Here is a 16,208-nt window from a genome sequence, read left to right as displayed (position 1 = left end):
TGCCCCGCGCGACAACCATCAAACCCAAAACGACACGCCACACTAGCCGGCCCCAGTGTGCTCTGACTCACACGCCCCCCACCCCCTCCCCCCGGTTTTGACCCCGGTTTTGCCTTTCTGCCAAGCCACTGATTGCAAACAACTTCATAAATCTTCATCCAGGCATCAGGCGTTTCATCCAAGCGAATGTTCGGCTGGACGCTCCACACATGGAGCACCCCGATGTCACTGTTGATCCGCCTTGCTTTGTTCACCGCGTTGTTGCTTGGAGCCGCCTCCGCCGCCTCCGCCCCGCCAGCCAGCGATGACTGGACCGTCGCCGACCCGGCCAGGCACGGACTGGATGCCAGCAAGCTCAGCGCCCTGGATGCCGCGATCAAGGGCGGCCAGGCACCCGATACCACCAGCGTGCTGGTGGTGCATCGCGGCGCGTTGGTCCACGAGGTCTACTTCAACGGCGCCGACCGCAGCAGCCTGCACAACACCCGCTCGCTGACCAAGAGCGTGACCGCGATGCTGGTCGGCGCGGCCATCGACCGCGGCATGATCAGCGGGGTGAAGGCACCGGTGCTGGGCTTCTTCCCGGACAGGACGCCCGCACACCCCGGTGCGTTCAAGAACGCGATCACGCTCGAAGATCTGCTGACGATGAGCGCGCAGTGGGAGTGCGATGACAACAACGAGTACTCCGCCGGGCATGAGGAGCGCATGTATGTCAGCGCCGACTGGACCGGCTTCACCCTCAATCTGCCGGAGCGCGGCTATGCGCCATGGACCAAGCGGCCGGCCGATAGTCCGCACGGGCGTGCCTTCGCCTACTGCACGGCCAACTCCTTCCTGCTCGGGGCCATTGTCGAGCGTGCCAGCCATATGCCGTTGCAGCGTTTTGCCGCCGAAGTGCTGGAGCGCCCACTTGGAATAGAGGTGTCGGTCTGGAACCGCTCGTCAGAAGGCGTCGGCATGGGCGGCGGTGGCACCGAGTACCGTAGCCGTGACCTGGCCAAGCTGGGGCAGCTGCTGATCGACAATGGCCGCTGGAAAGGTCGCCAGGTGTTACCCGCCGCATGGACGCAAGCCATGACCCAGGCCGCGGCACAGACTCCTTTTGATGCCGACTACGGTTACCAGATCTGGCGGTTCCCGTTCAGCGCAGGCGGCAAGCCGGTGCATGCCTGGGCGATGTCCGGCAATGGCGGCAATGCGGTATTCGTGGTGCCGGAGAAGCAGTTGGTGGTCGTGGTCACGCGCACCCGCTTCAACCAGCGCGGCATGCACCAGGAAACCCAGAAGTTGCTGCAGGACTACATCCTCAACGCGTTGCCGTAACCGCCTGGGCATCGGCTGGCAGCTGACCGGATGCGATGAGCCGTGCCCGGTCGGCGGTCACCGCTGTATCGATGGTCTGCAGCAGCTGTGCGTAGCCTGGATCGCTGCGAAGCTCGGCCAGCAATGGTGATATCCGCAGATAGCTGCCATTGCGATAGCCGGCCGCCACCGCGGCCTGTAGTGCCGCCAGCGCGGCATCACGGTCGCCGGCGAGGTTGGCCAGCAATGCGGCATCGATTCCGTCCTGCGCATCGCTACCCTTGCCCAACCCGGAGCGCAGCTCGAGCGAGCGGGCCAGCAGCACGGACGCAGCTGGCTTGGTTTCCGCAGCCACGATCCACGCCATTGTCATTGGCAGGCTGGCATGTGGCTTGAGCGCGCGTGCCTGCCGCGCCGCATTGCGCGCGGCGTCGAGGTCGCCGCGCTGCAGTGCCAGCTCGGCGGCGAGCAGATACAGCTGGGCGTGCTCGGTGCCGCGCGCGATGGCTTCTTCCATCGCGGCCTGCGCTTCGCCGCTGCGGCCGTGGTCGTGGAGGAACTCCGGCCAGGCGATGTTGGAAAACACGTTGTCCGGGTACAACTGGAAGCTGCGTTTATAACGGGCTTCCGCGGCCGCGGTGTAGCCGAGCAGGTCGAGGTTGGAGGCGACCTGCAGCTCCCAGAAGCGCACCCGTCCGGGATGGCGAACCGCCATGTTGGCGGCGAGCGCGTCGCTCAAGCGTCCCTGGCGTGCATACAGATAGGCTGCCGACGCACGGCTGGAATCGGCGCCCGGATCGATCTGCACCGCGCGCTCGTAGCCGCTCAGCGCGGCCTGGATCTGGCCTCTGCAATCGTGGCCGTAAGCCAGCGCTGCAAAGGCGGCAGCCAAGTTCGGTTGGCGGGCGATCACAGCTTCGGCCAGGGCCTGCGCCTGCTCGGCATCTTCGCTGCTGCCGTTGTACAGGCAGGTGCGGGCGGCGAGGGCGCGGGCAACCCCGAGTTGTGCCAGCACATCGTCTGGCGCTTCCTGCAGGCGTTGGCGGTACAAGGCCATGGCACGTTCGTTGTTTTCACGCTGACCGATGCCCGCGTAATAGTCGGCGCGCTGCAGTAGCGGTGACGTCGCGGGCGCTGCGGGGGCTGGCCAGCGCCACCAGACCAGGCCGGCAGCAGTTGCAAGCAGGGCAATGCCCGCAGTGATTGCGATGCGACGCTGTCTTGTGGCTGTCGGAGCGGATGCGGTTGGCTGCGTGGATGCCACAAACGCGTCCTCGACCACCGGCTCGCTGCATAGTTGGTAGCCCTGCCCGCGTACCGAACGCAGGTAGCGTGCCTGTCGGCCGTTGTCGCCCAAGGCCTGGCGCAGCAGGCGCACGCGTTGGGTCACCGTTTCCTCGTTGACGATTGCCGGTGCCCAGATGTTTGCGATCAGGGCATCAAAGCCGACCACGCGGGTGCCTTGGGTCAGCAGGTAATGCAGCAGCCGGAAGCTGAGCCCGGCGACATCCAATACCTGGCCGTCATCGCGCAGCACGCGTTGCCGCGCCACGTCGATACGCAGGTCATCGAGACGGTAGTGCAGGGGCGTGCCGGGCTGAGGATCAGGCATGTGAGCTGTGTGGTCTCAAGCGGGGCAGCCGGCGCGGCAGCGAAAAGGTGGGAAGCATAGGCACCACCGTGGAAGGCGGCCATGCGGGTGCGCTGCCATCTTCGTTGCTCACGCCAGCACGCAGTATTGCAGCTGCCATGGGCAGTGCAAGGACGGTGAGCGCGGCGGGGCAGCGGGTGCTGGGGACATCCATGGTGGTCAAGATTAACAGGCGAAACCCGAGTGGCAGAGGACGTGCACTCCGCTCATTCCACCGATTGGGGCTGGGCTTGCGTCCTGGAGGGGGAGGTCGCCTGGAGGGGCGCTGGGCGCCGGGCCGTCGTGGCGCGCGCAAATGAAGGATCGATTCGATAGCTGCCCTCGACGATCCGCGCAGAAAGGAAAGCGTCCGCGATGGAAACCGGGAATTGCATGCTGACAGCACTACTTCTCAGAAATGAATCTAGCCAAAGGTGTCGGCTGCGACGAGCTGCAACAGCTCAAACAGCGTCGGTATCACAGGTAAGAACGGCTGGGGGTGATGCCGATGCTTGGCCGCATCGGTATGTGTCGCTTGTTGAGGTCTCCGGTTTGTGTGTTGCCATCCAGACTGCTTGTTGATTTGCAGGACGATGCTGCGTGTCATTGAGTAATGAGCTGCAGGAATCTGCATCTCAACCTATGGCGCCAAGATGCTGCTGGGACGCTCCAGTTGCTGCGAGCGTGTTGGTTCTTCAATCCAAAGTTTCAGTAATGAAACTGAAAAGAACTGCGAGCCGGGATTGCCCGCGCGTGTTTTCCTCGCCAATCAAAATTGGAGGGCAGACCTGTGTATTCAGCAAAATAAAAGCCATGTACTTTGACATTCGCTTCACATATCTGCATGCACCGTTCGTTGCAGGGGCATTCATGTTGCTCAGGGCTGTGGGAAGGCGCCATCGCGCATCGCGATGATCGCTTCGCGCTGTGGATCGTTGTAGATCAATGCTGACATTCAGCGCTGCTGCATGGGAGTGATGGGCAGCGACTTCCTTCGTGTATTGGGTGTTCTGGAGAGGTGCGATGTCGCAGTTGCTTGTGGCGGTTGCTCCTGTACGGCCTGATGGTGCTGCGCGCCGTTGGGGAAAACATCTTCTTGGTTCGATGCTCCTGCTGTTGCTGCTGGGCTGGGCGCCGCTGGCTGCTGCGGCGAATCTTGGGATCAATGCTTTCTCCGAGGTTGTCGACCCGGTGCCTGCAGGCAGCATCATCGAATATAGGTTGACACTCTCCAATGGCGGCCCTGAAGCAGTGCCGGACGCAGTTGTTGCATTCGATCTTCCGGCGGGAACCACTGCGGTAAACCTGCCTGCTTACTGCAGTGCAGATGCGGTCGTCAGCACACGCGTGGTCTGCGTCATTCCACCGACGCTCAATAACGGCGATTCGTTTGATATCAACCTGCAGGTGAGCACCGCCGGGCTCGGGCCGGGTACCGTTGATATCGTCGCTGCGGTGGGACGGCAACCTGCGCCAGCGGCCGGCACGCCGCTTACCAGTCTGCAACCAACTGATCCATTCTTTGCTGGGGATTCCAATGCCGGCGACAACATCGCAACGCAGAACACGACCCTGACGCAGTCCGGCGATCTGAGCATGGCCAAGAGTGCCGCGCCCGATCCGGTTGTTGCCGGCGGTGAAGTGACCTACACCATTACCGTCACCAACAACGGTCCGAACGTCTCGACCAATTTCAATGTTGCCGATACCTTGCCCAGCGGTGTTACCTACGTCCCCGGAAGCGCACAGGCGGTAGCCGGCAGCTGGACCTTCAACAACCAGAACGGCACCCATGCCGGCGCGCTTGGCGTGGGCCAGAGCGCAACCTATACCTTCAAAGGCAAGGTCGGGGTTGCCAGTGGCAGCGTGGTCAATACCGCCACCGTCAATGCGGTCGGTACGCCTGATCCGAACAACGGCAACAACACCGATGATGCCGTTGTAAGCATTGCTGCCGGCGCCGACCTGGCCATCGACAAGACCGCGACGCCGGTCCCGGCGCTGCCCGGTGAGCTGATCACGTTCACGGTGACGGTGACCAACAACGGCCCGAGTCCAGCCGAAAATGTGAGCTGGACCGATCCGATGCCGGCCGGCTTCCTGATCGAAAGCAGCGCCAGTGCGCCTGGCTGGAGTTGTGCGAGCACCGGCGCGAACACGGTGCATGGCTGTTCGCTGCCAGCCCCGGCCACCTTGGCGGTCGGCGCCAGTGCAACGTTCACCATCGTTGCCCGCGTGCCGCTGACGGGGCCGGGCAGCAGTGGACCGGTGACCAACACTGCAACCGTCAGCGGCAGCCTGCCCGACGCCAACACCGCCAACAACGACAGCAGCGCGAATTTCACCGTGCTGCCGAACGGTGCCGACCTCAGCCTTGGCAAGACCAAGGCGCCGCAGTTGGTACCGACCTGGCCTGGTCCGGGCCAGCCTCCGGCCGGCAGCGGCTACATCATCACCTCCACGATCAACGTAACGAACCAGGGGCCGGCATCGGCGCTCAGCGACGTGCAGGTGATCGATACGCTGGCAATCGGCGAAGAGTACGTCCCGTCCAACACCACGCCCTGGACTTGCACGGCGACGCCTTACGTTGCCGGCACGCGGCAGGTGGTCACCTGCGACCTCAACCCGGACCAATTTCCGTTGGCGATGGGGCAAAGTGCCGCGCCGCTGCGGTTGCAGAGTTTTGCCCATCCCGAGGCGGAAGGTTCCACGCTGACCAACACCGCCTGCACCGGCGGAAGCGGCAACTCGCTCGAGCCGGGCACTGGCAGTGGCCTTGGCGATCCGAACAACACCAACGATTGCAATGGCGCTGGCATCATGCCTTCGCCATTGCGCGCCGACCTGAGTATCGTCAAGCGCACCAACGGCGTAGGGACGGCTGACAATACCTTGCCGATCGGCTACACCGGCATGAGCTACACCATCACCGTGAGCAACGCCGGCCCGGATGCCACCACCGGTGTGGTGGTCGAGGACACGCTGCCGGGCTTCCTGGCTGGGCGCACCACCGCCACCGTGCAGGCACCGGCCAACTGGACCTGTTCGGTCAGTGCGTCGGGTGGCCTGCATTGCGAATCCGGGACAACGCCACTGCCGGCCAATACCCCGACCGATATCGTGGTCACCCTTGCCGGCCCCTTGGCGGATAGCGCCTCGCGGCCTGCGGCAACCTGTGGTGCCACCACCGCACCGGCAGGCTCCTGGTGCAATACCGCGGGCGCAGGCATTGATCCGTCGGTGCCCGGTGCTGCGGGCGAGGTGAACCCGGGCAACAACACCGGCTCGGACTATGTGCGGGTGCCGCGCGTGTCCAATGTGAAAACCGAGGCCAAGACCATCACCACCGGCACCACCGGCAGCGTTGGCGTGGACAGCATCTACCGCATCGAGTACCGCAATGAGGGGCCGTCACTGGCGCCAGGCGTGGTGTTCCGCGATGTGATCAACCTGCGCGCCGATGACCCGGGCTTCACCCTGGTCAACGACACCCGCAGTGGTGGTGGCAGCACCGTGTGTGTCCCGTCCGTCACTGGCGGTGTCACGGTAACAGCGGGCACCGGTGGTCTGCTGAATGTCAACTCGAATGGCGCGGCGGCCGGCACGCTGGTGCTGACCTGTACGCCGCTGGATATACCTGGTGGCCAGCAGCACACGATGACCGTCCAGATCCGGCCGTTGGACGATCCAATCATCGGTGGTCCATTGCGCGTGTACACCAACACGGCAGACTTCTTCTTTGATCGTGATGGTGACGGCACGCCGGATCCCAGCGGCGGCACCGACGCCAATGGTGATTTCGAGTACAACACCATTGCAACCTCCGCCGATGACGAAAAATCGGCGATTTTGAACGTGGCAGTTGGCGACGTGGACCTGGTGGTGAACAAGGATGACACCGGCTTCACTGGCGGCGTGGATCCCTTGCCCTACGATCCGAACGACCCCAGCGCGAACTTCATCACCTACCGTGTGACTGTGTTGAACTTGGGGCCGTCGGTAGCCAGTGGCGTCACCATCACCGACACCATCACCCCGGAAGCAAACAAGACCCTGCAGTTCCTGGGGGGCTCGCCGTCCCCGAACGGGCCATTCTCGATGATCAGGTGCCCGATGACCGCGGGCAGCAATCCGACCACCGGCAGCCCGATCACGGTGGAATGTGAAGTGCCCGGCGCAGGTTTCCCCGATAGCGACACCAATGGGGTGATCGGGATCAATGCGACATCGACCCTGTATCTCCGCTATCAGTACTCGTCGCAGCCGGGCGCTGGTGGTGATGTGATCAACAATGTGGCGGTGGCGAGTTCCGCGGAACCGGAGCGCAATCCGGCAAACAACACCGAAGGCGAGACCACCGCCATCCGCAGCAAGGTCGACCTCCTCATCAGCAAACGCGCCGTATCCAGGCTGACGCCACCGGATCCTGATCCCAGTGTTGCGTTGCCACCGGTCCTGGGCACGGTATCGATACGCGAACCGTTCTTCTGGGTGTTCGATGTGCAGAACAATGGCCCGGGCAACAGCTTGTCGCGCGACCGCACAGGCACCAGCCCGCTCGATGGCACCGGTACGGTGATCACCGACACCTTGCCGCCGAACATGGTGGTTACCGGCACGCCGATCACCTGGCGCAAGATCGGGCCGGACATTGCCAGCCTGCCGGATGACCAGCCCAACGGCACTGGCAGTTGCAGCCAGAACGGGCAGAACGTCATCTGCAACGTGGGCGACGTGACTTCCGAGGGCGCCAACCACGGGCGCGTGCGGGTGATCATCCCGGTGCGTTGGGATGTGCTTCCACCCGGTGGCAATGCGATCAATACGGCGTCCGTAGGCACCGAGCAGGTCGACACCGATGCGGGCAACAATACCGCCACCGCCCCGATCAATGTCACCGCGTCCACGCTGGCCGGTACCGTGTTCCAGGACCGTGATCGTAGTGGTGGCAACGGCGGTGTTCCGCAGGCTGCCGCAGTGGAGCCGCGTATCCCCAATGTAAGCCTGACGCTGACCGGCACCGACGAATATGGCAATGCGGTCAGCCTGGGCACCACCACCGATGCCAATGGTGACTACAGCTTCGGCAATCTTTCACCGTCGAATGCCAGTGGTTACAACGTCGCCCAGACCCAGCCGTTGGGCTTTGCCAACGGCCCGGTGGATCCGCCGACCAGCGGCCCGTTGGCGCCGTCGCTCGGCGGCACCTACGCGGCAGGCACGCCGAACTCCAGTTACAGTGCCATTCCGGTGCCGGTCAACAGCAATGGCGTGCGCTACAACTTCCCCGAGTTCAACAATGCACGGCTGGCAGGCTTCGTGTATGTGGATGCGGACTTCAACAACCTGCGTACCGTCGGCAGCGACCCGGCGATTGCCGGTGCAACCGTCGAGCTGCTCGATGCCGTCACCTCGACCGTGGAGCGGACCACCACCACCGACGCGACGGGCGCCTATCAGTTCATCGATCTCGACCCTGCCCGCAGCTACACGCTGCGCCAACCGTTGCCTGCGGGTGCGTACCGCAACCGCGCAACGGCGGTGAATCCCGGCACCATCAACGGGGCGGCGTGCCCGAGTGGTTGCGTGCCCGGAACCGCGGTAGCGGGTGATCCATCGACCACCGATCGCATCAGCCAGATTGACCTAAGCCTCGGCATCGGCGCGAGCGAGGGCCTGGATTTCAACTTTGGTGAAGAGCCGGTGGGCAGCTCGTTGGCCGGCAAGGTCTGGCTGGATGCCAACAACAACGGCCTCATCGACAATGGCGAAACCGGCATCGCCGGGGTCGACATCCAGCTCAGTGGTACCGACCGCGACAACAGGACGGTGGCGCTGAGCCAATCGACCGATGCCAATGGTGCCTATCTGTTCGCCGGCCTGGTGCCGGGCACCTATACCGTCGCTGAGCCCGACCAGCCCGCCAATACCCGCAACGGCATCACGGTTGCCGGTAGTACCGGCGGTACCGCCACCGCGGTCAGCGTCACTCCTTCGGTGATCAGCGCCATCGTGCTGGACCTTGACGAGGCGAGCATCGACAACAATTTCGGTGAAATCGCCAGTTCGTCGATTGCCGGTCGTGTGTATTACGACAACAACAAGAACGGCATCATCGACGCGGGTGAGTCAGGCATTGCCAATGTCACCCTGCAGCTCACCGGCAACGACGACCTGTCTGCGACCGTGACGCCACTCAGTGTGGTGACCGATGCCAATGGCGCCTATCTGTTCGACAACCTGCGCCCGGGCACCTATACGGTGACCGAGCCGACCCAGCCACCGGATACCACCAACGGCATCACCACGCCCGGCACCGTCAACGGTGCGTCGATGGGGCTTGCCACTCCGGTATCCACGGTGCCGTCGGCAATCAGTGCGATCACCCTGACCTTGGGTCAGATATCGATCGAGCAGAACTTCGGCGAGGTAGCCGATACGCCGGATCTTGTGGTCAGCAAGAGCGCGCAACCGACGCGTTTCACCGTCAATAATGCGGCTAGTTACAGCGTGCGTGTACGCAATATCGGCCCGCAGCCGACGGCGGGCAGTTACCAGGTGGATGACCGCTTGCCCACGGGTGTAACACTGGCCGCGACACCAAGTGGCAACGCCTGGAGCTGCACCGGAGCGCCCGGCGCGGACCGCTTCAGCTGCACCAGCAGTACGGTGCTGGCCAGCGGTGCGACGTCACCCGACGCCATCACCGTGAATGTGGCTGTGAGTGCTGCCGCCGCAGCGGCGTCGCCGATCCACAACGCGGTGATCGTCCGCGGTGGTGGTGAAGACGCCGACCATGCGCCATCGCCCGCCGAGCAGGGCGCCTTTGATGGCGACATCACCCAGCTGCCGGTCTGTGATCCGGCAATCACCCAGAATGCCTGCCGCTTGATGACCGAGGTGCAGGATGCGGCATCGCTGTCGGGCACGGTCTGGTTCGATATCGGCAGTGATGATGCGCTGCTCGACGCCGGTGACGTACGCCTGCCGAACTGGACCGTGGAGCTGTACGACCCGGCCAGCAACCAGGTCATCCGTACCGCCAGCACCGGTGCCGATGGCAGCTACCGCTTCAACGATCTGCTGCCGGGCACGCGCTATGACGTGCGCTTCCGTCATCCGCAGAGCGGTGTGCTGTGGGGCTTCCCGGTAACCGGCGAGACCGCTGCTGGGCCGCCAGCACCGTGCAACTCCGGCAACGCGATCAACAACGGCACCAGCAGCACCTGTCGGGTTGACGGTGACGGCATCACCCAGCTGGAAGTGGTGTTGCGCGCTGGCGAAAACCTGCCGCAGCAGAGTCTGCCGGTGGACCCGAGTGGTGTGGTCTATGACGCGGTTACCCGCAACCCGGTGCCAGGTGCAATCGTGACGCTGGCGCCGGTGGGCATGTGTGCTGGCTACGATCCGGCTACCGGTGTGCTCAATGGCGGGCAGGGCGGCTACAGCATCAGCGGTGACCAGATCTCGATGACGGTCGGCAGCGATGGCTACTACCAGTTCCTGCTGGGACCGGCTGCGCCCAGTCGCTGCGAGTTCCAGCTGACGGTGACGCCGCCGGCGGGCTATACCTTCCGCTCGGCGCTCATTCCTGCTGAAGCCAACAGCCTGTCGCCGCCCGGCATATCGGGTACCACCTACAAGGTGCAGCCGCAGGCCAACGCGCCGACCGCGCCGGTGGGCACCGGCACCCAGTACTTCCTGGGCCTGTTTGCCGGTTCGGCCACGGCCAGCATCGTCCACAACCATCTGCCGCTGGATCCAGCGGTGGCGCCGGGCCTGGTGATCAGCAAGACCGGTGACAAGCAGGTGGTCGAGGTCGGCGACACCATGCTGTACACCATCAGCATCCGCCAGACCGCTGGTGAACCGCTGCAGACGGTGAATGTCATCGACAACCTGCCGCCGGGCTTCACCTACATCAACGGGACGGCGCGGGTGGATGGCGGTGGCATCGCCGATCCGTATGGCAAGCCGGGCCCGCGCCTGGTGTTCAACGTAGGCAGCATCAACCTGGGCCAGCAGAAGCTGCTGACCTACCGCGTGCGGGTTGGCGTGGGCGCCATGCAGGGTGACGGCATCAACCGCGCGCAGGCACATGGGTGCTCCACGGCCGGTGGTTGCGTCGATCCGGGCACCTTGCAACCGTATCCGGGCGGGGTGACCTCCAACCCGGCGCAGTACCGGGTACGCGTGACGGGTGGCGTGTTCACCGATGAGGCCTGCGTCCTGGGCAAGATCTATGTGGACAGCAACAACAACCATATGCAGGACCGTGAGGAGATCGGCATCCCGGGCGTGCGCTTCTACTTCAACGACGGCACCTGGATGGTGTCCGATTCGGAAGGCAAGTACAGCTACTGTGGCCTGCCGCCGAAGAGCCACACGCTGAAGGTGGATGCCAGTACCTTGCCGCGTGGCTCGCGCCTGATCACCAGCAGCAACCGCAACCTCGGCGATGCGGACAGCCTCTTCATCGATCTGAAGAACGGCGAGCTGCATCGCGCCGATTTCATCGAGGGCAGCGGCTCCAACGAGGTGCTGGAGCAGGTCAAGGCACGGCGCACGCAGGGTGAAGTTGGTGCGCCGGAAACTGAGCTGCCGGGGCTGCCGCTGAGCTTCCAGGCACAACCGCTGCGTGCGCCGATTGGTGCCACCGATTCGGCAAACCAGATGCCGGGGATTGTTGCTCCGCGCGGCACGCTGCGGTTGCAGCCTGCGCAGCGCGGAGCGGATGGTTCGGTGGTGCAAGGTGGTGTCAGCGCTGATGCCGCCGGGACCGAAGGCGACACGTCGGACGCACCGCCCGCTCCGGTGGCTGCCGGCGGGCAAGCAAGCTCCAGCACAGGTGCCTTGCCGACGCTGGCAGACAGCCACCGCTTCGACGGTGCCTTGTCGTCCGGTGTCGTCGCCAACCCGCAATCGTTGGCGTCAAGCGAAGCGCAACCACAGCCGATCGACCTGCAATCCGGCGCGGTCGACTACAGCGTCAACACGGATGTGGATACGCTGCGGGTGGACGTGGACCGCGATGGTGTGCCGGCTGATGGCCAGTCACCGGTGCATGTGCGGGTTCAGCTGCTGGGCGCCGATGGCAAGCTGCTGGCGGGCAAGCGCTTTGCCACCATCGAGTACAGCGGTGGCCGGGTGCGCTTGGTTGGTGGTCGCACCGACGAGCTTGGGCCAGGTCGTCTGGATGCCGATCGCGGCACGCCGGGCATCCAGTTGCCGATAGAAAACGGCAGCGCTGAGTTCGACCTGCTGGCACCGGACGTGCCGCAGGACGTGCTGGTGCGCATCACCTCGGGCGGGGTCAGCGCCGAGAACACGGTCAGCTTCCTGCCGGAGATGCGCGAGTTGCTGGCAACTGGTCTGGTCGAGGGCGTGGTGAACTTCCGCAACGGCGCGACGCTGGACACGGCGCGGCGTGATGATGGCTTTGACCGTGACATCCGCCGCTGGGAGCGCAACTTCAACAGCGGCAAGGCCAATGCGGCCGCACGCACCGCGTTCTTCGTCAAGGGCAAGATCAAGGGCGAATACCTGCTGACCGCCGCCTACGACTCGGACAAGGAAGTGCGTGGCCGCCTGCTGCGCGACATCCAGCCGGAAGAGTTCTATCCGGTCTATGGCGACTCCTCCCTGCGAGGCTTCGATGCACGTTCGGCCGAGCGCCTGTACGTGCGTATCGACAAGAACCGCAGCTACATGATGTACGGCGACTTCCAGACCGGCGACACGCTGACCACGCAGACCGGCATCAGTGCCAGCGGCAAAGCGGTGATGCGCAGCCTGGGTATCTATAACCGCACCGCGACCGGCTTCGGCTGGCATTTCGAAGGCAAGCGCGTGCGCGGCAATGTGTTCGCGATGGAGGATTCGCTGCGGCAGGTGATCGATGAGTTCCCGAGCCAGGGCAGCGGCCCGTATGCACTGCGCAACAGCGCCGTGCTGGAAGGCAGCGAGCGGGTGGAGGTGATCACCCGCGACCGCAACCAGCCCAGCCGCATCATCAATGTCCGTGGCCTGGGACGGTTGATTGACTACAGCTTCGAGCCGTTCTCCGGGCGCATCCTGCTCAACAGCTTCCTGCCTGCATTCGACAGCGAGTTGAACCCGATCTCGCTGCGGGTGACGTATGAGCTGGACCAGGGCACGGAGAAGTTCTGGGTGTACGGTGTTGATGCGCAATTCCGCGTCAACAAGTACATCGAGGCCGGTGCTTCCTACGTAAAGGATGAGAATCCGTTCGCACCGTTCAAGATGGGCAGCGCCAACCTGGGCTTCCGTTTTGGGCCCAACATCTGGATGGTGCTGGAGGCCGCCCGTACCGAAAGCGAGGTCAACACCAACTCCATCAACCAGTACGCAACGCCTGGGCTGCAGAACCTCAGTGGCGATATCAGTGGTAATGCGTACCGGCTGGAGTTCGCCCACGATGGCAAGGCCTTCGATGCGCGCATGTTTGCCGGCCGCAGTGACCCTGCGTTCAACAACCCGTCCTCGCCGTTGTATGGCGGCCGTGGTGAGTACGACCTGGAGTTGAACTGGACGGTCAATCCGCGCTTCCAGGTCTACGTGGAGGCAATGCGCAGCGAGGACCGCAATCCTGATGGTGGCGACCGCGATGCGGCCGGTGCCGGCGTGCGTATCGATGCAACCAAGCGGCTGACGCTGGATCTGGGCGTGCGCAGCATCCGCGAGACCATCGGTGCCTACTCGCCGTGGTCGACGCTGCCGCCGTTCGGCAGCAGCGGTGGCCTCAGTGGCGGATTTGCCACCGGATCGGCGGGCGGGGCGCTGGGCTATGGCCAGCAACCGCTGGATCCGCTCACCGGCTTGCCGATCATCCGCAGCGGTGGCACGGTGCCTAGCAGCAGCCTGCCGATCGGCACCAAGCTGGAGTCGGACAGCGTGCATGTTGGCGCTGGCTATAAAGTCACCGACAAGCTGGTGTTGGGCGGCGAGTACGAGCAGGACGTCAATGGTGAAGACCGCAACCGGGTCGCTGTTGGCGCTGACTACCAGCTGCGCGAGCGCAATCGCCTGTATGGCCGCTACGAGAAGCAGACCGGCCTGACCAGCGCCTATGGCATCACCACCACCGATCGCGAAAGTGATGCGCTGGTGTTCGGTGTCGACAGCACCTACCTCAAGGACACCCAGGTGTTCAGCGAGTACCGCCTGCGTGATGCCATTGCCGGGCGCGATGTGCAGATGGCCTCGGGCATCCGCAACGACTGGAGTGTGCGCGAAGGCCTGCGCCTGAGCACCGCCGCTGAGCACGTCAAGATCTACGAAGGCGACAGTGGCGATTCCACCGCACTGGCCCTGGGTCTGGATTACAGCGCCAACCCGCTGTGGCGCGGTGCCATGCGCCTGGAGTACCGCATCTCCGGCGATGTGGACAGCACACCAGCCACCAACGAGGAGTTCAACACCACGCTGTTCCAGCTGATGTGGGCCCGCAAGCTCAACCGTGACTGGACCCTGCTTGCGCGCAACTACCTGCTTGCCACCGACTACAAATCGCGCGGTGATGTGATGCAGGACCGCTTCCAGCTTGGTGTTGCCTACCGCGATACCGATCGGAACCGGATCAACGCGCTGGCCCGATACGAGTACAAGCTGGAGTCGGACAAGAGCGGCATGGGGATTGATGGCGCCTCGCAGCAGGATGTTGGCCAGGACATCCGCACCGCCGCGCATATCGTCTCCACCCATGCCGACTGGCATCCGTCGCGGCCGTGGTGGCTGACAGGGCGCATCGCCGCCAAATGGCAGAAGGACCGCTTCGCCTACAACGACGGCAGCCGCGTCGAAGACGGCTTCCGTGGTGTGCTGCTGTCCGGTCGGATCGTGTATGACATCACCGAGAACTGGGATATCGGCGTGCTCGGCACCACCTTCCGTGGCGACTACGGCAGCAACCAGTACGCCTACGGCATGGAAATCGGACGCTTGCTGCGGCAGAACCTGTGGCTGTCGGCGGGCTACAACTTCGTTGGTTTCGAGGCCGACCGGGATCTGGCCGGTTACGAATACGCCGACGAAGGCGCCTTCATCCGCCTGCGTTTCAAATTCGACGAAGATCTTTTCCGTCGCGACGACAACCGCTACCGCAAGCCGGCGCAGCCTTGAGGACCCCGACATGACACCTCGTCGTACGCGACTGATCATTGCAATGCTGTTGAGCTCGGCCTGCGCCACACCGTTGTTGGCGCAGCAGCCGGGCGCAGGGCAACGGACCGAGTTGTTGCCACAGAAGGCGCGCATCACCGACGAAGCGCTGTACGCGGATCATTCGCGTTACCAGGCCACCCAGGACAGGATCCAGGCCCTGAATGACGGTGGCCGCCCGGTACGCGACTACCATTTGTCCAAGGCGCAATGCTGGCTGGACGTGTCCTTCCACGAGTACAGCCGCAACGACCGCAGTGACTTCCCGCAGCTGGCATTGGATGAGTCCGTCAAGCTGATCGACGGCATGGAGCGGGGCGTGTCACCGCTGCCAACGGATACCCCGTTGGTGAACGATGCGCGCTATTTGCGCGAGGACCTGTGGAAGCGTCTGCGCGTCATCCACGGAACCCCGGGGTTTGAATGCGCGCAGCAGGCGGTGGCCTGTGGTGAAGTGGAGCTGGTGCATGCGGGCAACGAGTTCAACCAGCAGCAATGGCGGCATTCAAAGCCATACATCCAGATTGCCGAAGACCTGACCAACGACGCCGAAGCGCTGGCACGGCAATGCGTGGTGGCGCCTGCGGTCGTCCCGCCACAGGAAGCGGTGCTCACCGCCAACGTGGTGTTCGATTTTGACAAGGACGCCCAACGGCATATCCGTCCTGAATCACTGCGCTCGCTGGACGCGACGCTACGCCGTGTCGACGAAGAGAAGCGGACCATCTCGGGTGTGCAGTTGGTCGGCCACGCTGACCGCCTGAAGGGTCCAACCAACCAATACAACCAGAGTCTGTCCGAGCGTCGCGCGCAGACCGTTCGGCAGTACCTGATCAGCCGGGGCGTCGCCGCAGACCTGATTACCTACCAATGGCGCGGTGACAGCGAGCAGGTGCAGGCCTGCGACGGCATGAGCGGGGCGAAGCTACGCGAATGCCTGCTGCCAAATCGGCGAGTGGAAGTGAAATTCAATACGACGCGCTGACTTCTGCAGGCAAACCGGCGGTAAACCCGGGTTGGAGATTGGGGGGGTGGGTTGGGAACACAGCCAAGAAAGAGACGAGAAACAAAAAACCACACAACCCACAAC

Annotated in this window: 4 protein-coding genes; 3 read left to right on the top strand and 1 reads right to left on the bottom strand. The window is 63.9% G+C overall.

Annotated elements, in window-relative coordinates; all coding sequences use genetic code 11:
• Positions 1-222: 222 nt before the first annotated feature.
• The gene (locus tag ACVOLI_RS17990; RefSeq protein WP_481615431.1) at positions 223-1,326 is read left to right on the top strand and encodes a serine hydrolase domain-containing protein; all 1,104 of its coding nucleotides are present in this window, start codon (positions 223-225) and stop codon (positions 1,324-1,326) included.
• On the opposite strand, the gene ACVOLI_RS17985 is transcribed toward ACVOLI_RS17990, so the two are convergent.
• On the bottom strand, positions 1,310-2,917 hold the full coding sequence (locus ACVOLI_RS17985) for a winged helix-turn-helix domain-containing protein (RefSeq protein WP_481615430.1): 1,608 nt from the start codon (positions 2,915-2,917) through the stop codon (positions 1,310-1,312). The genes ACVOLI_RS17990 and ACVOLI_RS17985 overlap by 17 nt on opposite strands.
• Positions 2,918-3,958: 1,041 nt before the next feature.
• On the opposite strand from ACVOLI_RS17985, the gene ACVOLI_RS17980 reads away from it, so the two are divergent.
• Both ACVOLI_RS17980 and ACVOLI_RS17975 read left to right on the top strand, forming a co-directional pair.
• Positions 3,959-15,079 (top strand): SdrD B-like domain-containing protein, encoded by an 11,121-nt coding sequence (locus tag ACVOLI_RS17980; RefSeq protein WP_481615429.1) that lies wholly within the window; start codon positions 3,959-3,961, stop codon positions 15,077-15,079.
• Positions 15,080-15,089: 10 nt separating this feature from the next.
• Positions 15,090-16,103: an OmpA family protein gene (locus tag ACVOLI_RS17975; protein ID WP_481615428.1), complete on the top strand. Its 1,014-nt coding sequence runs from the start codon at positions 15,090-15,092 to the stop codon at positions 16,101-16,103.
• The last annotated feature ends 105 nt before the right edge of the window (positions 16,104-16,208 follow it).

The sequence above is a fragment of the Stenotrophomonas sp. STEN029 genome (assembly GCF_056760015.1).
The sequence above is the reverse complement of the archived record's forward strand: the minus strand, read 5'-3'. Positions and strand labels throughout refer to the sequence as shown.